We start from the raw sequence: 21,072 nt of genomic DNA, 5'->3' as shown, positions 1-21,072 counted from the left end.
CCCCAACATCCCCTCTCTCAAACCCATCCGCGAACGGTAGTTCGCCCTCCGTCAGGCCGATTCGAGAACCGACGGGTGTCACCCTTTTCTCTTCCGTTGGGATTTCCCTCTCCATCTTCGGGCACAGATCCGCCATCGCCATGGGGCGCCGGGGTTGTCGTGCCCAATTCCCAACCGAAGAGGAGAGATCCATGCCCGATTCGAAGAGTCAAGGAAAACCGCCCGCCGGTCGCGACGATTTGGTGAAGTACTTCAAGGGCTTCGACCAGTTCACGTCGATCTTCAATCAGAAGGCCATTTCGCTGCTGCCGGACAAGGAGCTGGCGCCGATCATCACGGGCCTCGACGAGATGGCGCGGGCGCAGATCGAGCAGCTCTCGTCGCGGGTAATGGAGGTTTACGATGGCGCGCCGAGGGAGCAGCAGGCGGAGTTCGATCGGCAGTTCCAGAACTATGCCGGTCCGCAGCTCATGTCCAGCGGCTTGTCCGCCGCCCGCTCGATCTCCAGCATCCCGGGCCTCGGCGGCGTGGGCGGGATCGCCATCCTGATCAAGAAGCTGTTGAAGAATGTCTTCGGCATTTCCCTCGGCGGCTTCCTGGATCGCCTGCTGGAGTTTATCGACGAGATTTTCGGCGAGGGCACTCGCACCTTGGACGACCGCGCCGCCGAAGGGATGTTCCGGGCGGAGCGCCGCTATCTGGAACTCCAAACGCAGCTCGCCCGCCTGGAGAACGCCCAGATGATTCGCGATGCCGGCCGCGGTGACGCCGACGATTGAGTTTCTGGCTCGCTCCGACCAAGGAAAGAGGCCGCGCCCGTCATGGGATCGCGGCCTCTTTTTGCTTTGACTTTCAGGGTGCCTTTCCGGTGAGCTATGGCGCCTCCCGGAACCACCAGGAGATGCGGCCGACTTCGATTCCCCGCCAGATCTGCCGGATCGACAGGCTGTGGCCGGTGCGCAGGGGGCCGTCGATCTGGAAGCTCGCGGCGCCGTTCTCGTCGGGGGCGATACGCACTCGGGGGAGTTCCGTTCGCCGCTGCGCAAGGTCGATCGGTCCGCTGTTCGGAAGGTCCTTTCGGTCTCTTACCAGTTTGGACTGCAGTGCTGCGCTCTCGAGGCCCAACGCCAGGCCGGTACCGGCGGGAAGGCGCTGTTCGATCTCGAAGTCGAAGGAACGAGAGCGGTCCGGCGTGCCGGCGAAGAGGAAGGACAGGGTGACGGCGGATTCCTGGCCGTTCGGTTCGACCTCGACCGGATAGACGTTACGCCAGGCCACGCCCGGTCCACGCAGGAAGTCGAGGAATTCCCGCAAGCGGAAGTAGGGAGGTCCGGGCGGGAGCGGTTGGTCGGGCTGAGGGAGGTTCGGTCCGAAGGCCTTGCGGGCGGTCTGGTAGACGGCGAGGAAGCTGGGGGGCGGATCCAGCTTCAGGTTTCCTTGGTTGTTCCAGGGAATTCCACGCAAGTCGGTCCTGAGGACTCCTTCCGAGACCCGCAAAGTGTCGCCCACCGGAACCTCCTTCAGTCCGATCTCCGCGGTCTGGTTCCATCGATCCGGCGTGATGAAGGTCGCCGCCGAGCTGGTGAAGAGCAAAGCTCGGGCGAAGCCCTCGGCGCTGCCTCGGTTGCGCGCCCGCAGGTACAGCCGAAGTTTTGAGATCGGGTCGAGAAAGCGCTGGGTGTTGATCGGCTCGCCGGGCGCCGGATCCGAGGCGGCAGGGCCTTCTCCCAGCCGCTGTGCGGCGTCCGTGTCCGGGCCGAAGGTCATGACGATGTCCGGGCTGGAGCTCAACGCTCCGGTGGCGACCTCCTGGGAGCCGTCGTCTTGCGGAGTGCGGCGGAGGTACACGTTCTCGGTGAGCTGCAATCGCCGGGTGAGGATTTCGCCGAGGTCCGGCATGATGCCGATGGCGCCGGGCACGTTGGGACCTTGGGGAGTTCCGGTCTGGGGATCGGAAAGCACCTTGCGCATGCGAAGGGGCAACAGCTTTCCGCCGTTGGAGCCTGCGAAGGCCTGGATGAGCGCCGCCGCGCCGGCGACCATCGGCGAGGCGCTGGAGGTGCCGGAGAAGGTGTCGGTGTAGAAGTCGGTTTCGTCTTCGCCGTAGAGATCGCCGTAGCCGCAGGTGGTCACCCGGTCTCCCCAGGCGTAGCAGTCGACCCGCGCACCGAAACACGAAAAGTCTCTGCGATCGTGCGGCAGCTCGGCGGCCGCCGCGCCCACCAGGATGGCGCCGGAGTCGATGAAACTCGGATCCCGCGGGTTGAGGCTGCGGCCGCTGTGTGGGTTGCGATAGCGGTCGAGATCCACGCCGCCGTTGCCCGCTGCCTCGACCACGATCACCCCCAACGCCGAAGCCAGGCGAATGGCGTCGCGGTCCGCCGGATCGGCAATCTCGGTGGGCTTGCCGCCGCGCTGCACTTCGAGGAGCAGGATGTCGCCGGGTGTGAGCGGTGGACTGCCCAGGACCGTCGCGTAGGCGATGGCCGAGGTGATGTGGCCGTTGGTGCCGCGCCTCGCATCCGGGAAGTTCAGCGGCAGGTAGTGCGAGGCCAAAGGGAAGTTGCCGAAGCCTTCAGCCGCTCCGGTGATGATCTTGTCATCCGGCGGCGACGGGTCGGCGATGCCGCCGAGTTCCCCGATGACCGCCGTGCCGTGGGAGCCCTGGTTCTTGTCGTCGTCATTGCGGTTGGCGCCGACGAAGGGTGGATTCAGCAGCGAAGTGCTCCCCTGGGTGAACTCGCGATGGTCGAGGTGCCAGGCTTGTTCGAGATCACAGACCTTGATCGAGGCAGGGGTCTGGACCAACCGTTCCCTCGCGAACCGCGCTCCGAATCCCACGGGCCCGCGCTCGAAGTACTCCTGGTCGGAATCGAAGGACGGGTCGGTGGCGGTGATCTCGGCGTAGGCCAGAGCCACTTCCGCCAACGCCTGGAATCGGGCGATCAGCTCCGGAACCCGTGTCGGATGCCGCCGGACGTCGACCCGCCAGTATGAAACCAGGCTGAAGAGCGGCGGAACGTTCGACGTGGCGGCTGCTTGCTCGGCGGCATCGATGGCCTTGATGATGTCCTCCCGGGTGGCGCAAGCTTCGGAGTGGATCAGCGGCCAGGACTCCAGGACGTTCGGTGGGTAGGGTTCCTCTGCCGGCGGATCCTCGTGTGGTCCGGGGCCCCAAGTCTCCTCGGCGAATTCGAGCCGAAGGACCGAGGCGAGGCCCGGTAGATGAAGTTCGTGGGCGAGCTGCCACAGGCTCTCGGCGGTCAGGGACCGGATGCCGGCGATCAGCCGCACGATCACGAAGCCGCTCCAGTCCTCTTGCTCGGCGGTGGAGGCGCGGGCGCCGCCACGATCTGCGTCGCAGCAGCACGAGCACGACGCCGGCGGGCAGTCCTGCACCGTCGCCTGGACGGCGGCCCAGGGCGCCCCCGGCGCGCAGTCGGTGCCGAGGCGGCGGATCTTCTCGTCGGGATTGCTCGCCGGCGGCAGGGAGACGGCGGACTTCGCGGGGTCCGAAGGTGGCGGCAGGGAGACGGCGGAAGGCCTCGGATCGCTGCCGCCAACGAATCGACGGTCGTCCCGTCCCGAGGCGATATTCCCGGAGTCTTCGTGGATGGTGATGTGCAGGTGTCGCGAGCTGGAGGATTTCGGGTCTTGGGTCATCGGATGTCTCCCATGGGTTTCAGGGGCAGAGATTTCACGGGCGCGCCAGGGATCGCCGCGAGCCCATCAGGTGTACCAAAGCGGCTTCCAGGAGTGCCGCAGGTACTCACCTCAATCCCTTCGCTGTTCCCGCGGGTGACTCCGAAGCGACTACGGCTCGAAGGGCGGCAGGGCCTCGACTTCACCGAACAGCAGAAAACCCGCCCAGCCGCTGGGCGGCACCCCTGCCCGCCAAGCGGCGAGCTGCGCTTCCTGGAGGGCCTGCGAAGGAGGCAGCCGGCGAGTGAGGAGTCCGTCGTAGAACCGCTCCATGAGATCCCCCGTGTGGCGGTCCCGCACCGGCCACAGGCTGACCATCACTCGGGACGCTCCGGCGTAGAGAAACGCTCGCGGTAGCCCCGCCTGGAGTCCCTCGCCGCGCACCGCCCGGCCACGGCCGGTGTCGCAGGCGGAGAGCACCACCAGCTCTGACGGCAGGTCGAGGTCGTAGATCTCGTGGGCCCGCAGGGCGCCGTCGATCGGCTGGCCGCTGGGGTCGCGCCGCGACAGCACCAAGCGTGACAGCAGGGGGTGGAGGGGATCGAGCACGCCGTGGGCCGCGAAGTGCACCAGGCGATGGCCCCGCAGAGCGCCGTCGATCACCGCCTGCCGGTTGGCCTCGAAGCCGGTCAGGGTGCGGCTCTTGCCGGCCGGCTGGCGGGCGACCAGGGCCGCCGCTTCGTCCGCCGTGAAGGCGAGGCGGCGCCAGGAATCCTCCTCGTCGGCTTCAGGAGTGGCGCCGCGCGACAGCCGGGGATCGTCGCCGCCGTAGACCGGATCCGCCACTACCGCCAGCCAGGATTCCGCCGCCGAGCGTTCCGCGTCGCGCTGGCGGACCGCCATCAAGACCGCGGCGGACGGCAGATACGAGATTTCGAGGGCGGCGACGACCGGTGGTGCCTGGGGGCACGGTCCGCCGAACTGCGATTCCGGCAGGGCGGCGAAGGAAACCGCTTCGAGGCCGCCGTCGGCGACGATCACCAGCCGATTCGTGAGTTCCGACCGGGCTGGCCCGAGGACAACGTCGGAGAGGCGGCAGGCGGCCGGCGTGGGTCGTCCGGCGCCGCCGGTTCGTTTCATCCAGGCGGCGACTTCAGCGGCCAGTGGCTCCAATTCGTCGCGCGGCGGCAGGCGGTGGGCGCGCACCGTCTCAGCGGTGACCGTCCACAGCACGCTCTGCTGGGCGCCGAGGTGGTACTCGAGCAGCGTGGTATCCGGCGGGATCCACTTCTGGAGTTCCGCCGCCGGGGGCGGACCGGCTCCGATCCACTCGGCGTACTCGGTGCTTTCTCGGCGGAGTTCGCCCCGAATGGCTTCCAGGTTTGACAGGGCATCGGCGATCTCTTCGGTGAGGGCCGTCAGCTCGTCCGCTTTCATCTCGCGGTTCGGGTCGATGCGGCGGGACTCGAGATCGTTGAGGCGGCGTCGGGCGGATCGCTCCCGATCGAGCAGCTCGGGCGCGGCGGCGCGGCGGAGGCCGGCGCCGGATTCGAGCAGCAGGTCTTTGAGCCCGCGGGCGCGGGTACGCTCGGCCATCGCCCAGGATTCTCGGTCACGCCCAAGGTCGAGGAGGAGAGCGATCGCCAGATCGTAGGTTTCCTGCACCGAGGTGGAAAGGGTGGTACGCAGGTCGTGGCGCAGGACCGTCGGCCGGACGGCCTCGGCCTGGGCCAGGGCGCCGCGGGCGGCGGCCAGCGCGGCTTCCGGCCGTCCGAGGGCGTGTTCCGCCCGCGCCACGCCGGCCAGGCTCTCCGCAACTCCGGTGCGATCCCCCCACCGTCCGTAGTGAGCCTCCGCTTGGCGATGTCGAGCCCGGGCCTCGTCCCAGGCGCCGCCCTTCTCGGCCAGCTCCGCCGTCAACAGAAGCACGGACCCGGTATCGCGTGGACAGCCCCCGCTGGCGACCAGGCGGTTGGCTGCGGCGGCGAGGCGTCGCGCCGCGACGTCCTCGCCTTGGGCTTGCATCACCAGCGCCTGGCGTGCCGTGGTCGTGGCGTGTCGGCAGGAATTGCCCGTCGCGTCGAGGGCTTGGTCGAGATAGGCGCGGGCCGCCGGCAGGTCTCCCCGTTCGTATTCCAGGCGGCCGAGCTGGCTCAGCGTGGCGGGGCGCGATGCAGAGGTGGCGCCGAATGCCCGCAGGGCCGCCAGCAGATGCTGAGAGCCGGCGAGGTCGTCGCCCAGAAAGCGGGCCTTCAGCACTCCGAGTTCGTGCAGGGTGACCGGACTGAGGTCGGCGTCCTCCGCTGACCAGAGGGCCAGGGCCTGCTCGAAGCGGTCGAGAGCCGGCTGCAGCTCGCCGACCATGCGGTGGGCGAGGCCCGCGCTGTGGGCGATGGCCGCCTGGGCACGAGCGTCGTCGGGAGGAAGGTGGGTCGCGGCCCGCTCGCAGGCGGCGAGGGCTTCCTGCGCCAGCGATCGCGCCACCAGAGCGGAGCAGAGGTTTTGCTCCGCGAGAGCCTGCCAGCCGGGTTGGTCGGCGCGGCGGAGGAGATCCGCCGCCTGCCGAAAACCCTCGGCCCGAGCCGGATCCTCGAAGGAAGTGCCAAAGGCGGCCAGGAACCGCGCTTCGCCTTCGAGCCGGATTTCGCCGTGGCGGGCGAAGACCCTTGCCGCCTCCCGCCAGCCTTGGACCGCCGCCTCCCGTGACGAGGAGGCGGTCGTCAGCGCGGCGCGATAGGCCGCCGCAATCTCACGTTCCGCCTCGGAAGCGGGGTGGCGGACGTCCACCTGCAGCCGGTACTGCCCCGGTTCGTCCTGCGGGAAGGAGGTGAGGTTCACGTGGTACTCGCCGTCCGCGTCCACCACGGCGAGCACGAGTTCGGCCCCGAAGTTGCTCGTCGGCCGGTCCGCTTCGACGAGGGTCGCTCCGTTCGAGTCGGTCAGCGCCAGCGCGAAGTCGACGGTCTGCTGCTCGGCGGAGACGCGCAGCAGGTCGCCGGCGGCCAGGGTGACGCGGTACCGGTGGCACGTTTCCCCGGCCAGTTCCACGGTCACTCCGTCGGCGCCGGGTGGGGGAAGGTTCCCGAGTTCCTGGCAGACCAACGGGGATTCGCCTGCCGGCGGTGGGGCGGCCGGCGAGCAGCCGATGACGAGGGCGACCGCCAGCAGCCAACCGTGCCAAAACCGTGGACGCAGCAGATTCGGTGGCATGCGGACTCGCAGTGGGTTGCCGGTGAGAAGGCCGGGCTAGGGTTGCGCCACCCGGAAGCGGTGCTGCTCGATCTCCCGCGGCGGGTCACAACCGGTCAGGCTCAGGCGATAGTCGCCCGGATCTCCAGCGAGCCCCAGGACCAGCGAACCGCGCTCGTTGGGAGTCAGCGGCAAGCGTGTTCCGGCGGCCTGGGGTGAGTCGATCTCCACCTCGTACTCGGCGCAGCGCTCGGTAGGGGCGATCTCCAGGTGCAGGCGAGCGCCCTCCGGCACGGTCACCACCGGCGGGGCACCGGGGCCGCGGAGATCCGCCACCAGGTCCAGCGAAACGGCCGGCTGGGCATCGGCGAGGGTGGAGGCCGCCCGCGGCGCCAGGGTACCGAGGCGGATACCGAGCACCGACGCCACCACCAGCCCGACGGCGGCGGCGCTCTGCCACAGCCGGAGGTTGGCGGCGCGACGCGGAGACCTGGCCTCCTCTTGCGGGCCAGCTTCCTCCGCCGCCAGGCGCCCCTCCAGATCTCGCCAGCCGGCCTCCGTTGCAAAGTCCGCCACACCGCGCGCCGAGGAGAGGCGCCCGGTCTCGGCCGCCAGCAGTTCGTCGAGATCCAGCAACTGCCGTGCGGTCTCCGGGTCGCCGAGGATGCGCTGGTGAATCCTTCGCTGATCCTCCGGTTCGAGGTTTCCTTCGAGGTAGGCCACCAACTCCTCCGCCTCCACCGGCCCTCCCGCCGCGCCGCGGGCCTCCTCGGCGAGGGCCGCCAGCAGCTCGCCGCGCGCCGGCTCGTGTTCCTTTGACTCGGTCATCGTCGTACCTTCCTGGCCCATGGCTGCATGAGAAGTTCTTCACAAACCCTGTGCGTGACCCTTCACGGCGGTTCCTGTAGCTCGGTGCGGAGTCTCTTGCGCGCCCGGAACAGGTGCGCCTTGACGGTCTCGACGGAGATCTTTTGCACCGTGGCGATCTCCTCGTAGGTGAGCTGATGATAGAGGCGCAGGGTCAGGCACGCCCGCATCTGCTCGGGTAGTTCGCGGACCGCTTCCTTGAGCTGGTCCCGGCGCTCGGTGTTCACCAGGTCGTCGAGTTGCCGACTGGCGATGGTCAGGCCGCCGGAAGGCCGATCCAGCGCCTCGTGGGAAACCTCCACCGCCGAGCGTTTCTGGGTTGCCAGAGCGCGATGGCGCTTGAGGAACAATGTCGTCGCCACCCGATAGAGCCACGGGGCGAATCGCTGCCGGTGCTCATAGCCGTCCAGAGAGGTATAAACCCGCAAGAAGGTCTCTTGGGTGAGGTCAACGCTGTCTTCGAGGCTCAAACCCTTACGCAGGAAAAGTCGGCGGATGGCGTGAAAGTACGTCTCGTAGAGCAAGCGAAACGCTTCCTGGCGCCCGGTTCCCGCCTGGAATCTCGCGATGGCGGCACCGACCGGATCCGCGCTCGAATCTCGCTCCGCCGGCTGTCCCGCTGTGGTGGTGTTCATGAACTTGCCGACAGGCTATAGCGCGGGAGCTGCCAGGGCAAGAGCGGAGCGTCGAGTCGCCTTGCCGACTCAGGGAGTTGCCGGAACGGTGGAGGACCAGTTGTCCGTCGTGCCCGATTCGAAGCCGTCGTTGAAGACCTCGACCCGTCGCAGGGCAAAGTCGACCTGGTGAACGGTTGGCTTCGAACTCTGGATCTCCAGCAGGGATCCCAGGCGCGGGTCGCACTTCTCTTCGAACGCCGAACCGAGCGGACAGGATATGTCGTCGAACACCTTGTGCTCGAAGCCCAAGAAGTTGTCCGTCGAGACATGGTACTCACCGGCTCCGCGGTAGAGGGCGTAGGTTCCATCCGGAAAGGTCAGGGTCGATTTGAGAACGTTGAGTGCAGGGTCCCACAGATCGACGATGATGCCGGCGAGAGGTTCTTTCGTTTCCGCGTCGATCACCCTTCCCGCGATGCCTTGGGCGATGGGCGGGGTGAGGTCGACGACCGTTTCGGTGGCTGGTGCGACCACAAGCGGCGTACCTTGGGTTCGATCGCAGTCGAAGTTCGGGCAAGGGATCCCGTCGAAGATCTCCGTCATGTAGCGGGGATCGAGTCCTCCGATGGTGTACGTTCCCGGATCGAGGTTCAGTCGGAAGATACCGGTTTGGTCGGTCGAGACGGTATCAACTTGTTCTCCCGCCGAGTCGAAGGCCCTTACGATGGAGAACCCGAGGGCCTCGCCGGTCGATCGGCCGAACAGCCGACCGGTGATGGCTCCCTGCCTCCGGAGCGCGAAGTCGACGTTCGCGACGACGCCGGTTTCGGGAACGATGAGAGGTGTTCCCTCGGTGGGATCACACACTTGGTTGACGCAGGACCGACTGTCGAACAGCTCCGTCTCGAACCGCTCGCGGCTGGCCATGGCGAAGTAGGTGCCGGCTCGGCGGGCGATCTCGAACGCGCCGGTCTCGTCCGAGGGGCTCCGCGCCACTTCGACTCCATCGCTATTGAAGAGGACGATCTCCGCGGCCTCCAATGGCAGGTCGTTCGCTTGTTGAGTGACCTTGCCCGCGATCTTGCCGCGTGGTTCCAGCGCCATGTCGACGCCATCGGTCGTCTCGTCCAGGATCACGGTGATCGGCGTACCAGTCGTGGGATCGCAACCGGGAAAGCCGGGCCCCGAGCAGGGCAGGTCTTCAAACAGTCCCGGTTTGTGATCGTCTCCGTTCTCGGCGGTGGCAAAGTAGGTTCCGGGAGTGAGATCGGAGAACTGAAAGGCGCCTAGCGGACTCGACGGTGTGGAGTCCAAGAGCGTGCCGTTGCTCCTCCAGAGGTGGACCGTTGCGCCGCCCACGGACTGGTCCGAATCGGCATCGAGAACCCGGCCGCGGAGGTGGGTTCCGCCCGCTTTCGCCAGCGGAACGAGGCCGAAATCGACTGCCGCGGTCAGGATTCCGGGTTTGACGTCGATGGGCGTTCCGGTCGTGGGATCACAGGCCGGGATCGGAGCGCCTGGGCAGGCGATGCTGGCGAAGAGCTGTGGGACGTACCCATCGGTCGATGCCACGGCGAAGTACTGCCCTTCCGGGAGGGCCATGCCAAAGGTCGAGTCGGCGGAATCCGTGGAGTCGAAGAGGCTCCCTGCTGCATCGAAGATCATCACCACGGCATTCAAACCACTGCCGGTGAGTTGGTCGTGGACCGTGCCGGAGAGGTGCCCCCGTTCGGCAAGCCGAAGGTCGATGCCGCCGGTGGTTTGACCCTCGACGATCGGAATCAAGTCTCCGGCGGTACTACTACAAGAGGGTTCGCAGGCGATGTCATCGTACGCCTCTCGGATGATGCCGACCGGACCGTCAGCTTGAACTCGATAGGAACCACTCGTCAATCCCTGGAACAGGTAAGAGCCGAAGTAGTCTATTTGCTTGGAATCGAGAAACTGACCGCCTTCGTCGAAGACCGTGATGCCAGCAGACCGAAAAGGAATGCCAAACTCGTCGACGACGGTGCCCCGGAGCCGACCGAGAGGCGGAAGGGTGAAGTCGATTCCGTTGATGAGTTCGTTGATGTCCACCTCGATCAGGTCGCCGTCCGTGGGCTCGCAAGAACCTGCGCATGGAATGCCCGGATACGCTTCGGCGCCATGGTTGCCGTCGATTCCTCCCTCGGCCTGGGCGAACACCCTGCCTGCTCCTAGACCCAGCGCCCGATACCGACCGGCCACGTCGGTACCGGCGACTCTCTGACTCTGGCCCTCTTCGTCGAGAATCCGAATGAAAGCCTGCTCGACGGGCTCACCGCTACCGGCGTCCAGTACGCGACCGGTGATGGTCGCGCCGCGGGGCAACGAGAAATCAACGCCCGTTATGACGGCTCCGGCCGTCACTTCGATCGCCGTCGCCAGAGAAAAATCGCACGACTCCAAGAACCTGGTGGGACAGTCCATGCCGTCGAACACTTGTCCGAGAACGAGATTGGCTGAGAAGGGTGAGGGCCCGGCGGCGGCGAAGTACGTTCCCGGGTCGAGGCCCGAAACCAGGAAATCGCCATCGTTGTCGCTATTCCAGGCCACGACGAGGTTCTTGTCGGTGTCATAGATGTTGACGTTGGCGATGGCGACCCCGCTGCCATCCGTTGCCTGGGTCACTCGCCCGGCAATACCGGTTGGATCGCCTCCCAGACGAGCCTCAGCGACCGGGTCGGACGCGACGGCGAGGTTTGGATAGGTCAGCCTTGCCAGGCCGAGCAAGAGGGATAACAGGCACACCCTCAGCATTCTGACCCTCCGGCTTGAGATCTGGAGGCAAAACCGCTTTTGGCCAACGTTTCGTGTTTCGGATCTCATCTTCGCAATTCTTCTCTTCCTGCCTCCAAGACCAGCAAGTCCACCCTAGTCTCTGCCAACGGTCGGCCTGGCTTGAGCGCGTAGAGGCGACGGTGAGTCTGTCCCCGTTTCCGACTTTGGCAGTAAAAGCGCACTCAAAGAGTTACCCCAATAAGGCTTGATCTTATCGGAGATCCGAGAACTCCTCGACGCAGCTGTCCCGATCCTCCAGTTTCAGGCACTAATCTTTCTGGTAATGGATTCTGAAATAAGCCTATGAATACATGCACATTTCCGCTGCATGCGGAGGTGCATGTGCTTTGGGCTTTCCGCTGGGTCGTTCCGATGCCGGGTCGAACAGCGGGCTCTGTCGACAGCCACTGTGTGGCTGGACAGTCACTCACCGGGGACCCCGGAAGGGAGGTTCCGTGGCCCCGATTGTCAGGAGGCACTGCATGAAGCGTCAAATAACCGCCGCCGTGGTTGTACTCTCGCTGGTTCTCGCTGGACCCATGCTCGCCGCCGGTTCGAAGGCCGGGGACGAGCAGATCGTGAGTCAGGACAAGAATGGTGTACCGACCTGGGTCAAGGGTGACCTGGGTACCCTCGACAAGGGCCTCGCCGTCGACCTGGCGGCGGTCGATTTCTTGGGTGACCTGGTGGTCCGCAAGTTCGACGCGGCCGGTGACGAGCATCTGGTGGTCCAGCAGGTTCAGCGGGACCACATCGGCAAGGTCCACGTTCGGATCGACCAGCAGATCAACGGCCTGCCGGTGATCGGCGCCCAGCTCATCGTGCACGCCGAGGCGGACACCGGTGAGGTCTACGCCGTCAACGGTAACTTCCTGCCCAACAAGGGCCTGCCGACGGAGAGCCGCATCAAGGCCGCCGACGCGTTGGCGATGGCGCTGGCGGAAGCCGGCATCTTCGGCACCAAGAGCCTCGACCAGCCGCAGCTCGTCTACGTGATCGGCGCGGACGAAGATGGCCACCTGGCCTGGCGCGGCACCTACGAGTACGAGGACCTGGACGGCCGCTACCAGGTGGATCAGGTGTTCGCCAATGCGGTGACCGGCGCCCTGGCGGCCCGCCACCCGCAGGTGCACTACGCCAAGAGCTGGCGCACCTATGACGGCAACAACGGTTCTTCGCTGCCCGGCAGCCTGCGCTGCACCAACGGCTCGTGCACCGGCGCGGACGCCGTGGAAACGACGATCCACAACAACACCAGCACCGCCTACGACTACTTCAACGCCCGGTTCGGCCGCGACTCCTACAACGGCTCTGGCGCGACCATCAACTCCACCGGTCACCACCGTTCGAACTATGTGAACGCCTTCTGGAACGGCTCGCAGCTCGTCTACGGTGACGGCGACGGCTCCACCTCCGGCCCGCTGGGCGACGCCTTCGACGTGGTCGCCCACGAGTTGACCCACGCGGTGACGCAGTTCACCTCCAACTTGATCTACCAGAACGAGTCCGGCGCCCTGAACGAGGGCATGTCGGACATCTTCGCCGCCGGCGCCGAGGCCTACCGGGACGGCAGCATCAACTCCGGTACCTGGCTGGTCGGTGAAGACACCTGGACGCCGGGCACTTCCGGCGACGCCCTGCGCTACATGAACAATCCGACCCTGGACGGCAGTTCCCGCGACTACTGGCCGACGCGCTACACCGGTAGCGCCGACAACGGTGGCGTGCACTGGAACTCCGGCATCGCCAATCTGGCCTTCTACTTGCTGGTGCAGGGCGGCACGCACCCGCGCGGTCTCGATCCGACCAACGTCACGGCCATCGGCATGTCCAAGGCGGAGCAGATCTTCTACCGTGCCCAGACCACCTACCTGACTGCCTCTTCGAACTTCCAGGCGGCGCGCAACGCCACCGTGTCGGCGGCCGGCGATCTCTACGGCTCCGCCGAGGTCGACTCGGTGAACGACGCCTGGTGCGCCGTCGGCGTGCCGGGTTGCCCGGGTAGCGGTCCGGGACCGGGCAGTTGCCCGTCCGGCTTCACCACCTACACCGGCACCATCAACGCCGGCCAAAGCCTGGTCACTTCGGGCGTCACGACGAGCGGTGGCTTCAACGCCACCCTCACCGGCTCGGCGCCGGACATCGACCTCTATCTGCAGCGCGAGAGCTGCAGTTGGTTTGGCTGCTCCTGGTCGAACGTGGCGAGCAGCACGAGCGCCAGTTCTACGGAGTCGATCAGCTACACCACCACAAGCTCGCGGAAGTACCGCTGGCGGGTGTTCGGCTACAGCGGCAACGGCATTACGTTCACCCTGTGCGCCAACCCGGCCCTGTAGGCTTCGACTTTCCGTCGTAAGGTTGAGCCCGCTCCATCTCGGTGGGGCGGGCTTTTTCGTTTCTCGGAGTCCCTCAGTTCTCGGGATCGGGGTCCTCGAAGCGAACTCGGTTCGGGCCGGGAATGGAGGTGATGCGCCAGCGACCGTCCAGAGTGAAGCGTTCGATCGAAGTGTCCCTGGGCGCATCGGAGACTTCGACGTTTTCCGTGTCGCCCCGCTCGTCGGGCAGGCCGCTGCTGTTCTCGTCGCCGTACCGAACGGCGTCGATGGGGAGGGTGTCGATCTTGATCTCACTGGCGGGGACGTCGAACAGAGCAACCCCGTCCGCCGGTGTCGAGTCGGCATTCTGAATCTCGCCGAGTAGGTCCAATGCGAGCTGGAACTGAGGCCGGTAGTTTTTGTCCACGGAGATCGGACCTCCGACGACGAAGGTCTCGCCGGGTCCGATCACCCCTGCCAGCTGATACCGGCTCGTAGTGTAGTCCTTCCCTCCAGCGCCGATGCTGTAGCCCGCCAGGTCGATGGGCTCGTCGGTGGCGTTGTAGAGCTCGATCCACTCCAGGCCGCGGTCGTCGCCGCTTGGATCGTAGAAAACCTCGGTCAAGATGAGTCTGGGCTCCCGCGGAGGCATCGGAAATTCGGAGGAGGAGACTTCTCCTTCGGGGGTAGTCGGCGAATTCGTCTCGGGGCGAAGGCCCAGGCAGCTCGCCAGGAGTGCGAGACACAAGACGGTGCCCGAGGCGACGGCGTAGATCCGCGGCGGCTGGAAGAGGGTCTCCCAGCCAGGGCGCGTCGGGCTCCAAGGACCGGAAAGCAAGCGCGCGTCGGCGTGGTTGGCAAAGAGGACCGGGGTGGACCACTGCACCGAGTGCCGATCCGTTTCGCAGATCGCCAGGCGCCCTTCGGAGACCGCCGAGGGCAGGTCATCGCCGGCCGCCAGCCGCTTGTAGAACTTTCGGCTGAAGGCGATCGCGGCGGAGTCGGTGATCGCCCGGTTCATGGCGAGCACCGACGGGAATCCACTGCGCAAGAGCGCCGTCGCCACGCCGGCGAAGGGATCGATCTGCGGCGTCTGCGCGTCCCGGGCGCTGTGGCAGGCGTTGAGGAAGATCAGGCGGAGGGAGTCCACGTCGTGGAGCTGCTGGGCGAGTTCGTTACCGGTGACGGCGGTTTCGCCGACGTAGAGATGCCCTTCGCCGTTCCACAGCCGGTAGTCCCCGTGACCCATGTAGTGGAGGATGTGGGCTTCGCTTTGCTGCAGGGCTTCGCGTAGCTCCTGCACATTGTGGGGGCGAACGGTTTCGACGGTGACCCTGGGATCGTCGGCGAAGATGGCCTCGATCTCTCGTACCTCGCGCGCGAGCTGCAGCGGGGTACCCCCGGCGTCGGAGGTGGCGATGAGGATGTGCAGATCGTCATTGCAGACGGTCGGCGCCCGGTGTTCTGGGATCTCGATTTGCCGCAGGATGGGGGTGCGCGGGGAGAGGGCGAGGAAGCTCTTGCTCTCTTTCCGAAACAGCGTTTCCCAAGGCAGCCGAAGGAGCTTCTCTTGTCGCTCGGCATCGAACCGGAAGATCAGCCGCAGGCCGCCGTTGTCTTCCGCTCCTCCCAGTCGCTGGGAGAAGAACTTTCCGATCTTGCCGGAGAAGAGCGCGCGGTAGAGGAGGTCGCCGGTTTCCCGCGCCGAGTCCGGCGAGGCGGGGATCACGAAATTGCCGGTTAACGCCTTCCACGAAGAAGCGTCCAGGCGGTCGAACGGAAGGGTGCGCACTTCCGTTTGGAATCCGTCCGACTCGGCTTTTACCTGGTAATCGTTGCTCTCCAATTCGGAGAAGGTCAGAACGAAGTCTCGGTAGCCCACGGTGAAGCCCTCCAAGGATCGGATGCACGTCAAAGAAAACGACAGCCGATGCACCTTCGAGATGTGATTGGCAGGTCGGGTGCTCGAGAGGTGTGTCGGTAGCCAAGAGTAGAAGCGTCAGGCGGTGGGCCGAGGGACCACGCAAGGCAGGGCCGGTGAGAAGTAGCCGGGAATCCCGCCTTGTCCGCCCGCTCGGGCGTGTGCGATGATTTGGCCCAACCCATGACCGTTTCCGTCGTTGAAGAGTTTTCCCCTCTGCCGTCGCCGGCCGCGGCGGTGCCGCATGTGGTGGCGTGGAATCTCACCGAGCGCTGCAACCTCGCCTGTGCGCACTGCTACATCGCCGCCGGACCCTGGCAGGCGACGACCGAAGACTTGACCTTCGACGAGGTGCGCCGCATTTCGGACGAGATCCTGGCGTTCAATCCTTCGCCGATGTTCATCCTGAGCGGTGGGGAGCCGCTGCTGCGGGACGACCTGGAGGACATCGCCGCCCACGCCACGGCCGGTGGCGCGACGGTGGTGGTGGGGACCAACGGCACGATGTTGACGGCGGAGCGCATCGCTTCCCTCAAGGACGCCGGGGTGACCGGCGTGGCGGTGAGCATCGACTCCCTCGAGGCGAGATACCACAACCGTTTTCGTCACGGCGACGGAGCCCTGGAGAGTACCTTCGAGGCGGTGGAGCGGCTGCGCGAAGCGCGGCTGGATTTTGTGATCCAGACCACCCTGACTTCCGGCAATCGCCACGAGCTGAAGCCGCTTGTCGCCTGGGCGGCGGATCGCGGCGCGGTTTGTTTCAATCTGTACTTCCTGGTCGAGACCGGCCGCGGCGAGGGCATGCGATCCTTGGCTCCGGCGGAGAACGAGGGGGTGTTGGAGGATCTGGTGCGGCTGCAGCGTGAGTACCGGGGCCGGATGATGGTGCGCTCGAAGTGCCAACCGCAGATCATGCGCCACGTCTACGAGGACGATCCGGACTCGCCGCTGCTGCACTACGCGACCCGCTGCCCGTGTGGCGTGCAGTACTGCCGCATCATGCCCGACGGCAAGGTGACGCCGTGTCCCTATATGCCGCGGACGGCGGGCGATCTGCGGCGGCAGTCCTTCGGTGAGATCTGGCGCGGCTCGGAGGTCTTCGCGGCGCTACGCGAAGGGGAGCTGGGCGGCAAGTGCGGGCGCTGCGAGTACCGCTCCGTGTGTGGGGGCTGCCGGGCCCGCGCCTTCGCCCACGCCGGCGACCTGCTGGCGGCGGACGAATCCTGCGCCTACGAGCCGCAAGGCACACCGGAGCCGGTGGCCCTCGTACGGCCGGTGACCTACGGCATGGACGTGGCGCCGGAGCTGACCTGGACCCCCGAGGCCCGGGCGCGCATTGAGCGCATTCCGAGCTTTGTGCGCGGGGTGGTGACCCAGCGGGTGGAGAGTTGGGCGGAACGCGAGGGAATCCGGGAGGTGACCGTCGAGCTGCTGGACCGCATTCGGGGAGAGATGCCGATCGACTTTTCGAAGAAGCGGCCGTTCTTCGCGCGCTCCGATTCGTGACGTGGGGGGAGGGGTGCGGCCGTCTCGCCGCACTCGACTCATTGCCTGGGCGAATTCTTTAGGTGATCATTAAAACATGCACGAGATTCTAGACACCATCGTCATCGCGAGTTTTCTGGGCATCTTGGCGCAGGTCCTCGCCGAGCGGTTCAAGCTGCCGGCCATCCTGCCGCTTCTGCTGCTCGGCATGGCCGCCGGCCCCATGGGTTTCCATCTGTTCGACCCCAAGGCCCTGGGCCACGGTTTGGAAGTCTTCATCCACCTCGGGGTGGCGGTGATCCTGTTCGAGGGCGGTCTGTCCCTCGACCCGAAGGAACTGCGCAAGGTGGGGGCGCCGGTGCGCAATCTGCTCACCCTTGGCGTGGTGGTGACCGGCGTTGGCGGCGCCTGGGTGGCCCAGGCGATCACCGGCATGCCCTGGGAGACGGCGGCGCTGTTTGGCGCCATCGTCACGGTGACCGGCCCGACGGTGATCGTGCCGCTGCTGCGCCACATGATCTGCCCGTCGTCAATCCGCGCGGTGCTGGTGTCGGAAGGGCTGATCATCGACGCCATCGGCGCCGTGCTCGCCTACCTGGTGCTGCAGTGGATCGAACGCGCCGCGGAGATGGGTTTCCAGGAGATCGTCGGGGAGGTGGCCGTGCTCGCCGCCACCGGCGCGGCTTTGGGTTTCGTCGCCGGCTCGTTGGCGAAGTTCGCCGCCCGCAGCCGGCTGCTCGCCGGCGAGCTGCGCAATCTGGCGATTCTCGCCCTGCTCCTCGCCTGCTACATGGTGGCCGAGCGCCTGGCGCCGCAGTCGGGAATCCTCGCCTCGGTGGTGATGGGCTTCACTCTCTCCGCTTCGGACGTGCCGGACCTCGCCTCGGTCAAGATGTTCAAGGGGCAGCTCACGGTGTTCCTGATCTCGATCCTGTTCATCCTGCTCTCCGGTCAGCTCGACCTGTCGTCGATGATGCAGCTCGGATGGAAGGGCGTGGCGGTGATGGTGGTGATGATCCTGCTGGTGCGGCCGCTGTCGGTGCTGGTGTCCGTCTGGCCGTCGCATATGGACGTCCGATCCCGGCTGGTGCTGGCGTTGACGGCGCCGCGCGGAATCGTGGCGGCGGCGGTGGCTTCCCTTTCGGCGATTCAGCTTCGCCAGTACGGCCTGGAAGAGGGAGCGGTGATCCTGGAAGGCTTGATTTACCTGCTGATCCTCGTCTCCGGCGCCTGGGCGACGATGATGGCCCTGGTACTGCCGCGGGTGTTGGGCTTCGAGAAGGATCCGCAGCGCCGGCGCAGCATCCTGGTGGGTTCGACGCAGCTCAGCCGACTGCTGGCCCGCCGCCTGGCGGAGGCTGGCCGTAAGGTGGTAGTGATCGATTCGGTGAGCGAGAAGCTGCGCATGCTGAAGGCGGCGGGCATCGCCGTGGTGCGCGGCGACGCCCGCAACGCCTCCACCTACGAGGCCGCCGGTATTGAGCGCGACAACGATCTGCTGGCGATGACCCCCAACGACGACCTGAACGTGCTGTGCTCCGAGATGGTGCGCGAGGAGTTCGGCATCGAGCACCCGGTGGTGGCCCTCAACCGGCCTTCGAAGGAGTTCGGCCGGCTGCGCCGGGCCTACATCGATCTGTTCGGTGGGGAGCCCTTCGATCTCGAACGCTGGAACCGCCGCATCCGTCATCTGGAGGCGCAGCTTGTGGAGGTCGACCTGGAGATCGAGGGGGCCAAAGAAGCCGTGTTGGCCCTGTTCGAGGACAGCGACGAGGAGGACGGCGAGAAGAAGGATCGCCCTGCCGTCTTCCTCTGCGGCTGGCACGACGACAAGCCGAATTTCCGCCGCGCCTCGATCGATCTCGGCCGGGTCGAGCGGGTCACCCTGCTGGCCTTGGCGGCCACCGCCGACGAGTTGCGGCCCTACCGGGTCACTGAGTCCGACCCGGCTGTGGAAGGCGAGTCGGGACCGGCTGCCGAGGCCTCCGGAGAGCCTTCGCCGGCTCCGGTCTGACCATGCCCTGGATCGAGGTGATCTCGCCGGCGGCCGCGACGGGCTTTCTCAAGCGCCAGTACGACGCGGCCGTTGCCCGTGCCGGGCGACTGTGGAATATCGTTTCGATCATGGGCCAGAATCCGCGGGTGCTCAGAACCTCGATGGACTTCTATGGTGCCGTGATGCACGGCCCCTCGCCGCTGTCGCGCGGCCACCGGGAGATGCTGGCGGTGGTCGTTTCCGCCGCCAACCACTGCCGCTATTGAACCCGCGCCCACGCCCACGACCTCCGTGCCGAGGTCGCCGACAGTTTCGGGATCACCGAGGACGCCGCGGCGGACGATTTCGTGCGGGCCATCGCCAGCGACTGGCGCCGAGCGGATCTGGTCGAGGCGGACCGTGCCCTGTGCACCTTCGCGGAGACCCTGACGGCGGATCCGGCGTCGCACCGCCGACACCACGTCGAGACCTTGCGCCGGCACGGCTTCGGCGATGCGGCGATCCACGATGCGGTGCAGGCGATCGCCTACTTCAACTACATCAACCGGGTGGCGGACGCCCTCGGCGTCGAGCCGGAAGAGGGCGTGGCGGCGTGGGAGCAAAGCGCTGCGCCCGCTGCCGACGACCGTTAGGGAGCTACGAACAACGCGCGGCCACCGGCCGCACCGGCCGGCCGGCGAGGGTGCTGAGCTGCACCAGGTGGAGGCCCGGCTCGAGGACGCCGAGGGGCTCCGTGGGGCGCAGGGTGGCGTTGGCCCGGGCGGAGAAGGCTCCGGCCTCGGTGCCGTTGATCTGTAGTTCGACCACCGCGCCGTCCGCCGGTACGTCGGCCAGGTCCACCGCCAGGCGGCAGGGCGCGAAAATCTCCATCGGCAAGCGGGCGATGTTCTCTTCCCAGGCCCAGTCGGCGGCGAGGGGGGCGCTGTCGGTGGCGGAATCCGGGCTGAGTTCCCGTCGTACCCGCCGGGTGAGCGGGTCCATCGGTAGGGCTTCGAGGAGGGCGGTCCGAGCTTCTTCGCGCCGCCCCCGGCGAGCCAGCTCGCGGGCCTTGAGGCTGAAATAGGGGCTCCAATCGCTACCGGTCGAGTGGGACCGCTCTTCGAGGAAGAGCGCTTCGTCGAAGTGGCCGGCGGCCGCCCGGGCGAAGGCCTCTCGGGCCGGGGACAGGTCGCGCGCTAGAACCCCCAGGCGTCCGAGAGCCGGCTGGTCAAAGGGACAACGGTCGATGGCGCAGAGAGCGAGGGACCAGTCGAGCCAGGCGTTGAGGGTGCGTTCCGAGCCGCTCGGCGCGGGCCCCGGGGCGACCTCCCGCAGGAGGATCTGGACGATCGGCTGCGCGCCTCCTCCGGGGCGGGCCTCGGTGAGCGCGCTGAAGTAGCGCTGGCGAGCGACCCGGCGGTCGCCGCCGGCCCGACGTTGGCGCGCCTCGTCGAGTAGCTTTTCGAGCTGAGAGCGGCGCACTTCTTCGGCTCGCGGCAGGGCGGCGAGGTAGCCGCGCCAGTCGTGGTCGGCGGCATAGGTGCGGAGCAATCGCTCCCAGGCGAAGGCGGACTCCGGCAGGGCGGAAAAGGCCGTGGCGCGGTCGTCGGCTACCCGCAGCCAGGGTTCGATCAACTCACTGAAGGTCCCTGGGTCGGCCATCACCCGGCGCAGCAGATCGCGCGCGATGGCCTGTTTCTCGGCTGAGAGAAAAGGCCAGATCTCCAGGTAGGCGGCCGCCAGGAAGCGGTTCGCCTCGTCTTTGCCGGGGGCAAGGGCAAGGCTGGTCTCGAGGGGCTGTTCCCAGGCTCGCGCCTCGGTGATCAGGCGGGGGTCTCGGGCCAGGGAACGCTCCAGGTAGCGGGCGGCGCCTTCGAGCATCGGTGCCTGCCAGGCGGAGGGACGCTGCCGGTAGACTGCCCGGGTCTGGTCCCGCACCCATTGGAGACGGGCCTCGCGGCCCGCGGCCGGCGGCCGGGCGGCCGGATCCGGCAGCAGCTCCAGGGCGACCAGGGCCCGCGCCCGGTCGAGGCGGGCACGGGCCGGATCCGGCGAGCGCAAGACCGAGGTCGCCAGGCGGTCCGCGATCTCCGGACCGGTGGCTGTTCTCAAGTTCTCCACCAGATCGCCTTGCCGGTGCCGGCGGGAGATCTCCTGCACGGTGGCGATCAGCCCAAGGAGGAGAGCGCTCGCAACCAGCGTGATTCGCACCGATCGCATCGAACGGGTGGCCATGTTGGAATAGTAGACGAATAGGAT

Annotated in this window: 13 protein-coding genes; 6 read left to right on the top strand and 7 right to left on the bottom strand. The window is 66.9% G+C overall.

Translation table 11 applies throughout. From position 1 onward, the window contains the following. The first annotated feature begins 191 nt into the window (after positions 1 to 191). Positions 192 to 779 (top strand): hypothetical protein, encoded by a 588-nt coding sequence (locus AAF481_09885; protein ID MEM7481472.1) that lies wholly within the window; start codon positions 192 to 194, stop codon positions 777 to 779. 94 nt (positions 780 to 873) lie between these two features. On the opposite strand, the gene AAF481_09880 is transcribed toward AAF481_09885, so the two are convergent. From AAF481_09880 to AAF481_09860, 5 genes are all read right to left on the bottom strand, one after another. Beyond that, positions 874 to 3,663 (bottom strand): S8 family serine peptidase, encoded by a 2,790-nt coding sequence (locus tag AAF481_09880; protein MEM7481471.1) that lies wholly within the window; start codon positions 3,661 to 3,663, stop codon positions 874 to 876. A 150-nt stretch (positions 3,664 to 3,813) separates the two neighbouring features. After that, positions 3,814 to 6,852 (bottom strand): CHAT domain-containing protein, encoded by a 3,039-nt coding sequence (locus AAF481_09875; GenBank protein MEM7481470.1) that lies wholly within the window; start codon positions 6,850 to 6,852, stop codon positions 3,814 to 3,816. Between the two features lie 36 nt (positions 6,853 to 6,888). Then, entirely contained in the window at positions 6,889 to 7,659 is a 771-nt protein-coding gene (locus AAF481_09870) for a hypothetical protein (protein ID MEM7481469.1), read from the bottom strand. 62 nt (positions 7,660 to 7,721) lie between these two features. Further along, positions 7,722 to 8,333 (bottom strand): RNA polymerase sigma factor, encoded by a 612-nt coding sequence (locus AAF481_09865; protein ID MEM7481468.1) that lies wholly within the window; start codon positions 8,331 to 8,333, stop codon positions 7,722 to 7,724. A gap of 69 nt (positions 8,334 to 8,402) precedes the next feature. Beyond that, the gene (locus AAF481_09860) at positions 8,403 to 11,096 is read right to left on the bottom strand and encodes a carboxypeptidase regulatory-like domain-containing protein (GenBank protein ID MEM7481467.1); all 2,694 of its coding nucleotides are present in this window, start codon (positions 11,094 to 11,096) and stop codon (positions 8,403 to 8,405) included. A gap of 503 nt (positions 11,097 to 11,599) precedes the next feature. Here AAF481_09860 and AAF481_09855 point away from each other — a divergent pair. Next, a complete protein-coding gene (locus AAF481_09855; protein ID MEM7481466.1) occupies positions 11,600 to 13,453 on the top strand; it encodes a M4 family metallopeptidase in 1,854 nt (617 codons plus the stop codon). Between the two features lie 73 nt (positions 13,454 to 13,526). On the opposite strand, the gene AAF481_09850 is transcribed toward AAF481_09855, so the two are convergent. Continuing rightward, entirely contained in the window at positions 13,527 to 15,314 is a 1,788-nt protein-coding gene (locus AAF481_09850; GenBank protein MEM7481465.1) for a CHAT domain-containing protein, read from the bottom strand. 222 nt (positions 15,315 to 15,536) lie between these two features. On the opposite strand from AAF481_09850, the gene AAF481_09845 reads away from it, so the two are divergent. From AAF481_09845 to AAF481_09830, 4 genes are all read left to right on the top strand, one after another. Beyond that, the gene (locus AAF481_09845; GenBank protein ID MEM7481464.1) at positions 15,537 to 16,859 is read left to right on the top strand and encodes a radical SAM protein; all 1,323 of its coding nucleotides are present in this window, start codon (positions 15,537 to 15,539) and stop codon (positions 16,857 to 16,859) included. 76 nt (positions 16,860 to 16,935) lie between these two features. Then, the gene (locus AAF481_09840) at positions 16,936 to 18,852 is read left to right on the top strand and encodes a sodium:proton antiporter (protein MEM7481463.1); all 1,917 of its coding nucleotides are present in this window, start codon (positions 16,936 to 16,938) and stop codon (positions 18,850 to 18,852) included. Positions 18,853 to 18,854: 2 nt separating this feature from the next. Next, positions 18,855 to 19,100: a carboxymuconolactone decarboxylase family protein gene (locus tag AAF481_09835; GenBank protein ID MEM7481462.1), complete on the top strand. Its 246-nt coding sequence runs from the start codon at positions 18,855 to 18,857 to the stop codon at positions 19,098 to 19,100. A gap of 81 nt (positions 19,101 to 19,181) precedes the next feature. After that, positions 19,182 to 19,466 (top strand): hypothetical protein, encoded by a 285-nt coding sequence (locus AAF481_09830; GenBank protein MEM7481461.1) that lies wholly within the window; start codon positions 19,182 to 19,184, stop codon positions 19,464 to 19,466. Positions 19,467 to 19,470: 4 nt separating this feature from the next. On the opposite strand, the gene AAF481_09825 is transcribed toward AAF481_09830, so the two are convergent. Next, a complete protein-coding gene (locus tag AAF481_09825) occupies positions 19,471 to 21,024 on the bottom strand; it encodes a hypothetical protein (GenBank protein ID MEM7481460.1) in 1,554 nt (517 codons plus the stop codon). Positions 21,025 to 21,072: the final 48 nt, after the last annotated feature.

Source organism: Acidobacteriota bacterium (assembly GCA_039030395.1).
GTDB lineage: Bacteria > Acidobacteriota > Thermoanaerobaculia > Multivoradales > JBCCEF01 > JBCCEF01.
The sequence above is the reverse complement of the archived record's forward strand: the minus strand, read 5'-3'. Positions and strand labels throughout refer to the sequence as shown.

Coding starts and splice junctions, on each gene's coding strand:
- AAF481_09885 (MEM7481472.1), top strand. CDS start 192: ATGCCCGATTCGAAGAGTCAAGGAAAACCGCCCGCCGGTCGCGACGAT.
- AAF481_09880 (MEM7481471.1), bottom strand. CDS start 3,663: ATGACCCAAGACCCGAAATCCTCCAGCTCGCGACACCTGCACATCACC.
- AAF481_09875 (MEM7481470.1), bottom strand. CDS start 6,852: ATGCCACCGAATCTGCTGCGTCCACGGTTTTGGCACGGTTGGCTGCTG.
- AAF481_09870 (MEM7481469.1), bottom strand. CDS start 7,659: ATGACCGAGTCAAAGGAACACGAGCCGGCGCGCGGCGAGCTGCTGGCG.
- AAF481_09865 (MEM7481468.1), bottom strand. CDS start 8,333: ATGAACACCACCACAGCGGGACAGCCGGCGGAGCGAGATTCGAGCGCG.
- AAF481_09860 (MEM7481467.1), bottom strand. CDS start 11,096: ATGCTGAGGGTGTGCCTGTTATCCCTCTTGCTCGGCCTGGCAAGGCTG.
- AAF481_09855 (MEM7481466.1), top strand. CDS start 11,600: ATGAAGCGTCAAATAACCGCCGCCGTGGTTGTACTCTCGCTGGTTCTC.
- AAF481_09845 (MEM7481464.1), top strand. CDS start 15,537: ATGACCGTTTCCGTCGTTGAAGAGTTTTCCCCTCTGCCGTCGCCGGCC.
- AAF481_09840 (MEM7481463.1), top strand. CDS start 16,936: ATGCACGAGATTCTAGACACCATCGTCATCGCGAGTTTTCTGGGCATC.
- AAF481_09835 (MEM7481462.1), top strand. CDS start 18,855: ATGCCCTGGATCGAGGTGATCTCGCCGGCGGCCGCGACGGGCTTTCTC.